Below are 10,757 nucleotides of genomic sequence, written 5' to 3'. Positions count from 1 at the left end.
CGTCCACCGCCGCGCTGCTGCGGGCCCGGGCTCAGGGCTGGGTGTCGGAGCGCGACACCGTCGTCAGCGTCGTGACGGGCGGCGCGCTCAAGCAGCCCAGCGCGCTGGCGCAGGCCGCGCCGCCGCCCGAGGGCACCGTCAGGGCCGATCCGGCCGAGCTGCTGCGGATCTTCCGGGGAGGCGCCACGTGAGCGTGCGGGAGATCAACGGCCGATCGGCGACGGGGGGGACGTGGTATCGCGATCGGCCTGGGGGCGGGCCCACCGGAGACGGGACCGAAGCGTCTTCGGCGGGCCGTGGTCAGGAGCGGCCGGCGTCAGTCGAGGAACAGGTAGTCGGCCTTGTAGGGCACCTTCGCCTTGGCCCCCGGCTTGCAGGAACCGGCGGGGGCGACGCCGCCGGCCGTGTTGAGCCGCAGGATCTGCGTCGCCCCGGCCAGCAGGCCACCGCGGGAGCCCGACTGGGTGGCGTCGAGCACCAGCTCGGGGATGTTCCTGTCGCCGTTCGGCGTCTTGGTGACGACCTTGCCGCGGACCGCGCTGCCGTCAGGGGCGATCCACTGCGGCGGGCCCGCGGCCGGGGTCACGAACGAGTGCGCGATGCCGCGCCTGAGCTCGGCCGACACGCCGTACTGGGTGAAGGCGTAGCCGCCGCCGGGCTGCTTGGCGCAGGAGTAGATCTGCCCGCCGCGCAGCACGTCGGCCGTGATCGCGCGGGGGTGGCCGAACGGCTTGCCCGACAGCTGGCCGCGCACCGCGCCGCCGTTGAAGTCCAGGGTGTGCAGGTTGCTGTAGTACCTGCCCGGGTGCGCCGCGATCCGCTTGACGATCGCGGACGCGACCGGGGTGTCGCCCGCCACGCCGGTCAGGTTCGCGGGCAGCCCCTTGGCGTCGGCGAACAGGTCGGCGACCACGTCGCCGTTCCTGCCGCGCCCGCCCTTGTGGATGTGCCCGTTGGTGACCGGGGTGAGCCCCGACCAGAACGCGGTGTACCCGATCGACGAGCCGTGCGGGCGTAGCCACCAGACGGCCCGCCCGTCGCGGTCGCCGCGCTTCTTGCCGTCGCCGGCCTGCACCTCCTGGCCGCCGTCGGCGCGGGAGGCCAGCGTGGCCTGGTTGCTGCCCTGCAGCACGCCGTCGAGGTCCACCGGACGGTCCAGCCGGTGGAACTGCCCACGGACCGCGCCCTTGGGGTGCTCGGCGTCGTGCAGGTTGGCGTAGAAGCCCTCGGGGTCGTCGAGGAGGGACTTGACCAGCTCGGGGCCGGCCTCGACGGTGCCGGTCACGCCGAGCACCGTCCTGGGCAGCGGCTTGGTGAAGAACTCCAGCTGGACGTCTCCGTTGCTGCCCTTGGCGCCCAGGTGGATATGGCCGGCGGTGGGCGGGTCGATCTTGTTCCACCGGATGGCGAACGTCACCTGGTCACCGCTGATCTTGATCACGACGGTCGCACGGCCGTCGGCGTCCCCCTTGACGCCGACCTCGTTGGCGCCCCGCAGGCCGGCGGCGAGGTACACGTCGTCACCCGAGGCGGCGTGCGCGGTCGTGGGGGTGAGGGCGGCGGCGAGCAGGCCGGTGGCGAGTGCGGCGCCGGAGAGGGCGAGCTTGGGGAGAGCCATGGCGGATCCTCTTCAACTGTCATCCGGTAGGTACGGGAAGCAGTACGGGATCCGCATTCGACAAGGTTCAACCCGTGTGTGAGTAAAAGTACACATTCGGCGGAAGACCGAGAAAAGCCCTCCCACCACAGGTGAGAGGGCTCGTCTCCGGCCGGATCAGATGTCGATCAGATGTCGGATCAGATGTCGATGGTCAGCAGGGTCTTGCCGGTGGAGGTCGTCACCTCGAACTTGTCGATCTGGTCGATCTGCCACGGGCTGCCGCCGTGCATGAACAGCGCCGGCTCGGGCGACCCCGGCACGCCGTACCCGGACGGCGGCACCGACCAGCCCGTCATGGACTTGCGCTCGCCCGACTTGGAGACCGCGACCAGCTCGCACTCCAGCGGCCCCTTCACGCCCGACAGCTTGAGCGCCGCGTGCGTGCCCCACGCCTTCGACTCCAGCACCAGCCCGCCGGTCACGCCGCCGACCCCGGTGCCGTTGATCGGCGTGCCGTCGGCGTAGAACTGCTCCGCCGGGCCCAGATGGCTCGCGTGCTCCCCCGCGAGCACCGTTCCCGGGTCGCCGCTTCCGAGCTGCGTCCCGATCGCGAGCCCGCCCGCCACCAGCGTGACCGCCGCCGCCACCCCGATCACGAACGTGCCCCTGCGGGTGCGCCTGTCGGCCGCCCGCTTGCGGCGCAGCAGGTCGATCACCTCGCCCTCCCCCTGCTGGGAGGGCTGGTGGGAGGGCGGATCCGCCTCGATCGGCCCCATCCCGGTCAGCGCGATCGCCACCCCGGACAGCTCCGTCAGCTCCTCCCGGCAGGCCGGGCAGAGGGAGAGGTGCTCCTCGAAGGCCAGCCTGTCGTCGTCCTCCAGCAGGCCCAGGGCGTAGGCGCCGACGTCAGTGTGCTCGACTCTCGCGTTCACGCCGTCACCCCTCTCTCCTCCAGCGCGACGCGCAGCGCGCGTACCGCGTAGTAGACCCGGGACTTCACGGTGCCCACGGGAATGCCGAGCGCCTCGGCGGCGTCGTTCACCGACCTGTCGCGCAGGATCGTCTCGTTGAGGATCTCGCGATGAGCCGGGGACAGCGCCTTGAGCGCCTCTGACACGACCACCTGGTGCAGCAGTGCCTCCATCTCGTCGGGCACGGGCACGCTCTCAAGCGGTCCGTCGCCCGATTCCTGGGGACGGGCTTCCCTGCGCCGCCGGTCATCGATCACGATACGACGGGCGACCGTGGCTAGCCAGGGCATGAGGGAGTCCGCTCCCGGATCGAGCTGTTCGGCGCTGCGCCAGGCGCGGATCATGGTCTCCTGGACCACGTCCTCGGCCCACTGGCGGTCACCGCCTGTCAGACGCACCACGAAGGCGAGCAGCGGCCGGTGGTACTCCCGGTACAGCGTGGAGACGACCAGCTCGTCGTCTGGCCGTGTGCGCCTGATCCAGTCGCGTAAGCGCGGCTTGCCCATGGGGGCTGCTCCCTCGGCCGAGGGTGGGGGATACGTGCTCAGTCGCATCATTCCCCTTTCTGAGTGCGTCGGCAGGAAGTACGGCCGTGATCCGGTAACGGTTCAATTCGCTGGCCGGAATGTCGGTTGCGCCGGGCTCCGAATCCTGCGTAAAGTCACTGCCGCACCCAGAAGGAGACGACGGAGGAGGTGAAGGCCATGCGGATTGTTCTGTTCTGCGCGCCGTTCATCAATCTCCGGGTGCCTGCGTAGTCACCCGGGTCCTTCTCGACCAAAGGTGTCACTCCGTTGTCTTTTGATCTTTCGCTGCTCGGCTGGACCACTTCTCGCGCCGCCGAGCTGCCCTCAGGAACCGTCCCCGCGAGGGTGGCCCGCGTCGACCGCGGAGCCGCCGAGGTGATCGCGGCCGACGGCCAGCATCACGTCAGGTACGCCGCCCACGTCCGCAGGGCGTCCGCCGGTGACCCGGTGGCGCTGCCGTGCGTCGGCGACTGGGTCGCGCTCCGGCAGCTGCCGGAAGGCCGCTACGAGCTGGACGCGGTCCTGCCGCGAAGCACCGCGTTCGTGCGCGGCGGCGTCAGCCGCGACTCCGTCGGCGGGCTGTCCGGCGACGGCCAGGGGCAGGTCCTCGCGGCCAACGTGGACGTCGTCTTCGTGGCCGAGCCGTCCATGCACGCCACCGACTTCGCCGACCTGAACCGCATCGAGCGGCTGGTCGCGCTCGCCTGGGAGTCGGGCGGCACGCCCGTCGTCCTCATCACCAAGTCCGACCTGTTCGAGCAGGGCCTGGAGGAGCTGCTCGCCGACGTGCACGCCGCCGCGCCCGGCGTGGACGTGCACGCCGTCTCCTCGCTGTACGGCGACGGCGTCGAACTCGTCCGCGGCTACCTGGAGGGCTCGCGCACCGCGGTCGTGCTCGGCCCCTCGGGCGCGGGCAAGTCCACGCTGGTCAACGCGCTCGCCGTGGACGGGGTGATGGAGACCCAGCAGGTGCGCGCCGCCGACGGGCGGGGCCGCCACACCACCGTCCACAGGGAGCTGATCCAGCTGCCCGGCGGCGGGCTGGTCATCGACACGCCGGGCATCCGCAGGATCGGCCTGTACGGCATCAGCGAGGGCGTGGAGCTGGTCTTCTCCGACATCGAGGAGCTGGCGGCGAGGTGCCGGTTCGACGACTGCGGGCACGACAGCGAGCCCGGCTGCGCCGTCCAGGCAGCTCTGGAGAACGGCGAGCTGCCCGAGCGGCGGCTGCACAGCTGGCGCAAGCTCCAGCGGGAGGCCGTGTGGATGGCCTCGCGCACCGACGCGCGGCTGCGTAAGGAGCAGCAGAACAAGTGGAAGATCATTCACAAGGAGATGCGCCGCTCGGGCAGATACCGGCCGTGACCGGGTAGCACTACGGCATGGACCGCCTGTTCGCCGACCGCGCGGAAGCGGGAGAGCTGCTCGCCGAGCGGCTGGGCCACATCCACGCCCCGGTGGTGCTCGCGCTCCCGCGCGGCGGGGTGGCGGTGGCCGTCCCCGTCGCCCGCGCGCTCGACGCCGAGCTGGACGTGCTCGTCACCCGGAAGATCGGCTATCCGCCGTTTCCCGAGATGGGCGTCGGCGCGATAGCCGAGGGCGGCGAGCCGGTGTTCGACCTGACGCTGCTGCACCGGCTCGGTCTCACGCCCGGGTCGCTGTCGGACGTGGTCGACAGGGAGCAGCGGGAGCTGGCCCGCCGGGTGCAGGCGTACCGCGGCGACCGGCCGCTGCCCGAGCTGGCGGGGCGGGAGGTGGTCGTGGTCGATGATGGGCTCGCCACCGGAGTCACCGCCAGAGCGGCGCTCAGGGCGGTCGCCGCGGCCGGGCCCGGCCGGGTCACGCTGGCCGTGCCCGTCGGGGCTCCCGACACCGTGCTGGCGATGCGCGACGAGGCGGACGAGGTGATCGTCCTGTCGACCCCGATGGACTTCCGGGCGGTGGGGCAGTGGTACGAGCGCTTCGACCAGCTCTCCGACGCGGACGTGCTCGACCTGCTGGCCGAACGCTAGGCCGCCAGGACGGCCCAGACGAACTTGCGCGGGCCGACGGGGGCGAGCCAGCCCCAGGCGACCGACAGCGCCTCGACCAGGCGCAGGCCGCGTCCGAACTCGGCGAAGACGTCCGGGACCGTCGCCACCGGCGCGGCCCGGCTGTAGTCGCTGACCACGCAGGCCACCTCGGGCCCGTGCGCCAGTAACCTGAGCTGAGCCGCGCCACCGGCGTGCCGCATCGCGTTGGTCACCAGCTCGGAGACCACCAGCTGGGCGTCGAAGGCCACCCGCTCACCCCCCCACGAGGTGAGCGTCCGGTCGACGAAGTGCCTGGCCGTGGAGACGCACGCCGGCTCGAACGTGGCGAACTCGTGAAAAGCGAAGACCGCGTCGCAAGGGCTGGTGCGTCCGTCTAGCAGAATGGACGAGAGCCAAGCCGGCGGCCCGTCGCCGGTGGTGGCGGCTTGCGGCCGAGCGTCGAAAGTCGTCATCCTGGCCCCCGAAGCCCATCGTGCGGTCTGGTGATCCAAAGCCCATCTTTACGGCGCGGGCTGACCGATGCAAGACTTTTCGTGGTTTACGGATGCAAATCGCATCTGCACGTGCAGATGACCTAGGAGATCGGTGTGAGCGCACAGAGCGCGGAAGGGAGCATCCTCGGCTACTCGCCGGGGAGCCCGACAGTCCTGCGTATCCTGCTGGGCACGCAGCTGCGCAGGCTCCGCACCGAGCGCGGCATCTCCCGTGAGGACGCCGGCTACGCCATCCGCGCGTCCCATGCCAAGATCAGCAGGCTGGAGCTCGGCCAGGTCAGCTTCAAGCAGCGCGACGTGGCCGACCTGCTCACCCTCTACGGCGTCACCGACCCGGCCGAGCGGGCGCCGCTGCTGGAACTGGCCGAACAGGCCAACGCGCCCGGCTGGTGGCACAAGTACGGCGACCTGCTGCCCAGCTGGTTCGAGGTGTACATCGGCCTGGAGGGGGCCGCCTCGACCATCCGGACGTACGAGAACCAGTTCGTGCCCGGCCTGCTCCAGGCCCCCGGCTACGCCAGGGCCGTGATCAGGCTGGCCCACGACAGCGCGCCCAGCGAGGAGCTGGACCGGCGCGTCGCGCTGCGCACCATCCGCCAGCAGCGGCTGGCCGGCGACAACGCGCTCACCCTCTGGGCGGTCATCGACGAGGCCGTGGTCAGGCGCATGCTCGGCGGCCCCGACGTGATGCGCGCGCAGATCGAGCACCTGCTGGAGATGACCGCGCAGCGCAACGTCACCGTCCAGGTCATGCCGTTCGAGCGGGGTGGGCACGCCGCGGCGGGCGGCCCGTTCAGCATCCTGCGCTTTCCCGAGCGGGACCTTCCCGACGTGGTCTACATGGAGCAGCTCACCAGCGCCCTCTACCTCGACAAGCCCGCGGAGTCGGAGCACTACGTGCAGGTCATGGACCGGTTGAGCGTCCAGGCCGACTCCCCGGCCGACTCCCGGCGCTTCCTGGAACGCCTCATCTCCATGTGATCCACTCCATACGTGATTTTTGGCCATCACGTATATGGCGATCAACGGGCTGCCGTATCGTCGGCGCAAGCACGGATGCACGTGCATCCGCAAGCGCGCTAGGAGCGTCCTTCATGCATGAGTTCCGCAACGGAACCCCCGCCGGCCGCCTCTCCGTCGTCTGGCGCAAGAGCAGGCGAAGCAATCCCAACGGCAACTGCGTCGAAGTGGCCGACCTGCCCACGGGGGAGATCGCCATGCGAAATTCGCGCTTCCCCGACGGCCCTGCGCTGGTCTACACGCGGGCCGAGATCACCGCGTTCGTTCTCGGAGCCAAGGACGGGGAGTTCGACGACCTGATCGTCTGACACCGGCCGGACCGCCCGGTGAAACGACGAAGACGCGCCCGCCGTCCGATGGGACGACGGGCGCGTCTTTCGCGTACTGGGGCTGTGGACCAGGCCTGATCAGGCAGGTGTCCCGACCGGGTTCACCGGAGCCTGCGCGTGGCGGGCCAGGCTCCAGTTCATCGGGACAACTGTGTGATCACGCGGCGGTCGTGCGCTGCCGGGTGGGCCGTCAGGCGGCGGAGATGCCGGCGCTGGCGGCGCGGCGCATGCGACGACGACGCTCGGAGGCGCGCTCGTCCTCGTTGAGACCGCCCCACGTGCCGTACTTCTCCGGACGGGACAGCGCGTAGTCTAGGCACTCGTTGCGGACGGGGCACTGGGCGCAGATCGCCTTGGCCTTCCGCTCACGTACGTCGCGCTCGGGCTGCCGCTCTCCGTCAGGGCCGAAGAAGAGCACGAGGTCCTCACCCCGGCACGCGGCATCATCCTGCCAACCCCAGCTTGGGCGCGGGCGGGCGAGCTGCCGACGTACCTGAGACATGAGAAAACCACCTTTGTGAGAGGTATTTCGGTAATTGGGCCGCATTGGACGCTTTCGGCGTCACTGGTCCAACGCAAAGCAGGGCCGTGATGTTCCCGTGATCAGGTAAGGGCGGGCGTGGCGTACCGCACAGGCGTGAGCCTGTCCAGCGAAACCAGCCGGTAGGTAGTGATCGTCTCGGCGCAAGCCGTACCACACGGCGCCTGGAACGCCGATGGCTCGATCACAACCTGGAACCGGACGTCGCCGCAGCGCACGACTGCTTCGGTGACGTCACCGTCCGACCTGGAGGATTCCACGGCCACCGCGCCGATGGAGCACTCTCCCGTATGGGCTCGGGCGAAGTGCTCGACGGCCTGCAATGGCTCAGGGATACCTGCGCGCCCCCGGTAACGGCCGAGAATGATCTCGCCCGACCGGTACGCGTTAGCCGCTGCGATCGCAGCGGCCTGAGACATGCTGCCGTAGAAAATTCCGTGTGGCAAGCACACGAGGTTGGCGGCGTAGCGATCGCCGCCAACGTGTGATGTTTCCCACACCCTGCCAGGCAGAAACTTCGCCAGTTCGCGGGCGAGGGGTAGTCCAATGCGGGCGCAGCACGCATTGCGCTTGGCGTGCGTGCAGACCAGAAATACCGGCTCGTCTTCAAGTATGCAGGACTCCGGGACCACTCCGGCCACCACCGCGTCCAAGTCAAGATCGTCGGGACCTGCGACTACTCCACCGGCCAGCCAGGGGGTTTCGCCTGCTCCGTACCCCACTAGCACACGGATCCCCTGGCCTGGTGGGCGGGTTCGCCGTCCGGGGCGGCGGATGAGCTGGGGGCGTATCCCACGTTCGAGCGCCCGCCGGACGAGTTCGGAGATCTTTTCAGGAAGTTCGAAGGATTCCAGATGCGACGGCCAGGGCCCCGCGTACTCGATCAGCAACCAGAGCCGGGCCCCCACGGTGGCGCTGGCCAGCGTGGGCACGCCACCGTGGTGGCTGGCGTCCGGATGTTCACAGATCCTGGGCAACCCGAGCCCTCCTTCGCAGTGGATTAGGTAAGACTAACCTAACGACCGCGACACTGGCCCGCGCGAGGCGGCTGCGCGTCCTGGACGCCCATGGGGCGGTCAGTGAAGGAGGGCGCGGGCCGCCGGGAGGGCGGCGGCGCGGTCTTCGGGGACGAGGCCGATCCGGGTCCTGCGGTCGAGCAGGTCGCCCTCGTCGAGCGCCCCCTCGTGCCTGACCGACCACAGTAGCTCGCCCTCGGTGATGCCCAGGCCGACCTCCTCGGGATAGGCCTTGACCAGCTCGTGCACGGCCCGCGCCTCGCTGCCGTACCGTTCGGCCAGCCTCGGCGGGACGTCGGCGCGCTGCGGGCCCGCCCCGACGAGCGGGAGCCGGGCGGTGCGGCCGGGCCCGGCCTGGAGGTTCCCGGCCGAGACCGCTCGATCCACCGCGTCCTCGGCCATCCGCCGATAGGTCGTGAGCTTGCCGCCCACGACGGTGACGAGCGGGCCGTCGGCGAGCACCGCGTGCCTGCGGGAGAGGTCGGCCGTGCGCGTACCGGTCCTGGGGGAGCCGGCCGCGTCTGCGTCGGCGTCCAGCAGCGGCCTGAGGCCCGCGTAGGCGCCCGCGACCGCCTCGCGGGGCAACGGGGTCTCGAGGATCGCGTTCAGGACGCCCAGGAGCGCTGTGACGTCCTCCTCGGGCACTTCGGGCTCGTCGGGGACGGGCCCGTCCACGGGCTCGTCGGTCAGGCCGACGTGGACGCGCCCGTCGGCCTGCGGCAGCACGAGCGCGAACCGGTTGGACTCGCCCGGCATGGGCACGTGCAGCCCGGCCAGCAGCCCCGGCAGCGCCCCCGCCCGCAGCACCAGGTGCGTTCCGCGCGAGGGGCGCAGCCGCACCCGCGGGTCCAGCCCGCCCGCCCAGACTCCGGTCGCGTTGACCACGGCCCTGGCCCTGATGGTGAACTCCGCGCCGGTCAGCTCGTCGCGGACCCTGGCGCCGGTGGCCGTCAGCTCCAGAGCGCGGCAGCGGGTCAGGACGCGGGCCCCGTGCGCGGCGGCCGTCCTGGCGAGGGCCACGACCAGGCGGGCGTCGTCGAGCAGGCGGCCGTCCCAGGACAGCAGCCCGCCGCGCAGGCCGTCCTCGCCGAGGAACGGCGCGAGCGTGTGCGTGCGGGACGCCGTCAGGCGGGTGGGGCCCGGCAGGAGGCGGCGCGGGGTGCGCGCGGCGGCCCGCAGCCCGTCGCCGAGCCGGTAGCCGGTCATCACCAGCGCGGCCTGCGCCCTGGAGACGCCCGAGGTGAGCGGCAGCACGTACGGGTGCGCCCTGACCAGGTGCGGGGCGGTGTGCCTGAGCAGGACGCCGCGCTCGACGGCGCTCTCGTAGGCGACGCCCACCTGCCCCCTGGCCAGGTAGCGGAGGCCGCCGTGGATCAGCTTGGAACTCCACCTGGACGTGCCGAAGGCCAGGTCGTGCGCGTCGACGGCGGCCACCGAGAGCCCGCGCGAGGCGGCGTCGAGCGCGGCGCCCGCGCCGGTCGCGCCGAGGCCGACGACCAGCACGTCGAGCCGCTCGTCGGCGACCTGGGCCAGTTCCCTGGCCCTCCTTGCGGCGTTCAGCGAGCTATCCAAGGTAGGCCTCCAGCATGGCCGTCAGTTCGGCGTCGAGGTCGTCGAGGGTCGCCGGGCCGAGCATCGTCGGCGCCGACAGCAGGAACGACTGGGCCGCCAGCAGCACCGCCCTGGCCCTGTGAGGGTCGCCGAGCGCGGCTTCGAGCATGTCCAGGACCGCGTCCTGGCTGGCGCCCCGCCGGTTGAGCAGGTAGGGCAGGAGCAGTTCGGGGTCGGCGTCCACGATCTTGCGCCAGAGCGGGTGCTCCCGCAGCCGCCGCACGCCCTCGACCACCGCGCCGACCGGCTCCGACAGGTCCAGCTCCGCGACCACCCGCATCCATTCGCGGGTCATCAGGTCGGCGACCAGCGTGCGCACGTCGGGCCAGTGGCGGTAGATCGTCATCCGGGAGACGCCCGCCCGGCGTGCCACGTCGGTGAGCGTGGTGCGGCGCACGCCGTAGGCGAGCACGCAGTCGCGCGCCGCGTCCAGCACGGCCTCGTTGTGACGATTCGACGTCATGTGTCACAGTGTAGACGTGTCTCCACAATCGATGAACTGGGCAGGCTGGGGCGACCCGGCCAAGGCCCGGGAGCTGGCGCGCCCGACTCAACCGGCCGGTCAGATCGAAGTTCCAGGCGTGGTACGGGCACACGATGCTGCGCCGGACACCG

The 10,757-nt window shown here is 71.2% G+C and carries 13 protein-coding genes; 5 read left to right on the top strand and 8 right to left on the bottom strand.

Going from position 1 to position 10,757, the window contains the following annotated elements; translation table 11 throughout:
- A partial coding sequence (locus ABZ297_RS44770; RefSeq protein ID WP_355359994.1) for a hypothetical protein occupies positions 1 to 191 on the top strand: 191 nt, incomplete at its 5' end.
- A 125-nt stretch (positions 192 to 316) separates the two neighbouring features.
- Here the strand turns inward: ABZ297_RS44770 and ABZ297_RS44765 are convergent.
- From ABZ297_RS44765 to ABZ297_RS44755, 3 genes are all read right to left on the bottom strand, one after another.
- Complete coding sequence (locus ABZ297_RS44765; RefSeq protein ID WP_355359991.1) at positions 317 to 1,618, bottom strand: CHRD domain-containing protein; 1,302 nt, start codon at positions 1,616 to 1,618, stop codon at positions 317 to 319.
- 179 nt (positions 1,619 to 1,797) lie between these two features.
- Complete coding sequence (locus ABZ297_RS44760) at positions 1,798 to 2,532, bottom strand: zf-HC2 domain-containing protein (protein WP_355359989.1); 735 nt, start codon at positions 2,530 to 2,532, stop codon at positions 1,798 to 1,800.
- On the bottom strand, positions 2,529 to 3,077 hold the full coding sequence (locus tag ABZ297_RS44755; protein ID WP_350809314.1) for a sigma-70 family RNA polymerase sigma factor: 549 nt from the start codon (positions 3,075 to 3,077) through the stop codon (positions 2,529 to 2,531). The genes ABZ297_RS44760 and ABZ297_RS44755 overlap by 4 nt, the downstream gene beginning before the upstream one ends.
- Positions 3,078 to 3,365: 288 nt before the next feature.
- On the opposite strand from ABZ297_RS44755, the gene rsgA reads away from it, so the two are divergent.
- Together rsgA and ABZ297_RS44745 are read left to right on the top strand one after the other, a co-directional pair.
- Positions 3,366 to 4,463, top strand: coding sequence for a ribosome small subunit-dependent GTPase A (gene rsgA / locus ABZ297_RS44750; RefSeq protein ID WP_355359985.1), 1,098 nt, complete (start codon positions 3,366 to 3,368; stop codon positions 4,461 to 4,463).
- 17 nt (positions 4,464 to 4,480) lie between these two features.
- Entirely contained in the window at positions 4,481 to 5,110 is a 630-nt protein-coding gene (locus ABZ297_RS44745; protein WP_355359982.1) for a phosphoribosyltransferase family protein, read from the top strand.
- Here ABZ297_RS44745 and ABZ297_RS44740 read toward each other — a convergent pair.
- Positions 5,107 to 5,583 carry an ATP-binding protein gene (locus ABZ297_RS44740; RefSeq protein WP_355359979.1) on the bottom strand — a complete coding sequence of 159 codons (477 nt, stop codon included), beginning with the start codon at positions 5,581 to 5,583 and terminating at the stop codon, positions 5,107 to 5,109. The two genes, ABZ297_RS44745 and ABZ297_RS44740, sit on opposite strands and share 4 nt — an antisense overlap.
- A gap of 135 nt (positions 5,584 to 5,718) precedes the next feature.
- Here ABZ297_RS44740 and ABZ297_RS44735 point away from each other — a divergent pair, with 135 nt between their 5' ends.
- A complete protein-coding gene (locus ABZ297_RS44735; RefSeq protein WP_355359976.1) occupies positions 5,719 to 6,606 on the top strand; it encodes a helix-turn-helix transcriptional regulator in 888 nt (295 codons plus the stop codon).
- Positions 6,607 to 6,719: 113 nt separating this feature from the next.
- Positions 6,720 to 6,953, top strand: coding sequence for a DUF397 domain-containing protein (locus tag ABZ297_RS44730; protein WP_350809309.1), 234 nt, complete (start codon positions 6,720 to 6,722; stop codon positions 6,951 to 6,953).
- A 211-nt stretch (positions 6,954 to 7,164) separates the two neighbouring features.
- Here ABZ297_RS44730 and ABZ297_RS44725 read toward each other — a convergent pair whose 3' ends face one another.
- The 4 genes from ABZ297_RS44725 to ABZ297_RS44710 form a co-directional block, all read right to left on the bottom strand.
- Positions 7,165 to 7,476: a WhiB family transcriptional regulator gene (locus ABZ297_RS44725; RefSeq protein WP_080036407.1), complete on the bottom strand. Its 312-nt coding sequence runs from the start codon at positions 7,474 to 7,476 to the stop codon at positions 7,165 to 7,167.
- 101 nt (positions 7,477 to 7,577) lie between these two features.
- Positions 7,578 to 8,159 (bottom strand): sucrase ferredoxin, encoded by a 582-nt coding sequence (locus ABZ297_RS44720; protein ID WP_355359997.1) that lies wholly within the window; start codon positions 8,157 to 8,159, stop codon positions 7,578 to 7,580.
- Positions 8,160 to 8,591: 432 nt separating this feature from the next.
- The gene (locus ABZ297_RS44715) at positions 8,592 to 10,103 is read right to left on the bottom strand and encodes a glycerol-3-phosphate dehydrogenase/oxidase (RefSeq protein ID WP_355359972.1); all 1,512 of its coding nucleotides are present in this window, start codon (positions 10,101 to 10,103) and stop codon (positions 8,592 to 8,594) included.
- Complete coding sequence (locus ABZ297_RS44710) at positions 10,096 to 10,605, bottom strand: helix-turn-helix domain-containing protein (RefSeq protein WP_355359969.1); 510 nt, start codon at positions 10,603 to 10,605, stop codon at positions 10,096 to 10,098. Before ABZ297_RS44710 ends, ABZ297_RS44715 begins: the two co-directional genes overlap by 8 nt.
- Positions 10,606 to 10,757: the final 152 nt, after the last annotated feature.

The sequence above is a fragment of the Nonomuraea sp. NPDC005983 genome, assembly GCF_040614375.1.
Taxonomy (GTDB): Bacteria; Actinomycetota; Actinomycetes; order Streptosporangiales; family Streptosporangiaceae; genus Nonomuraea.
The sequence above is the reverse complement of the archived record's forward strand: the minus strand, read 5'-3'. Positions and strand labels throughout refer to the sequence as shown.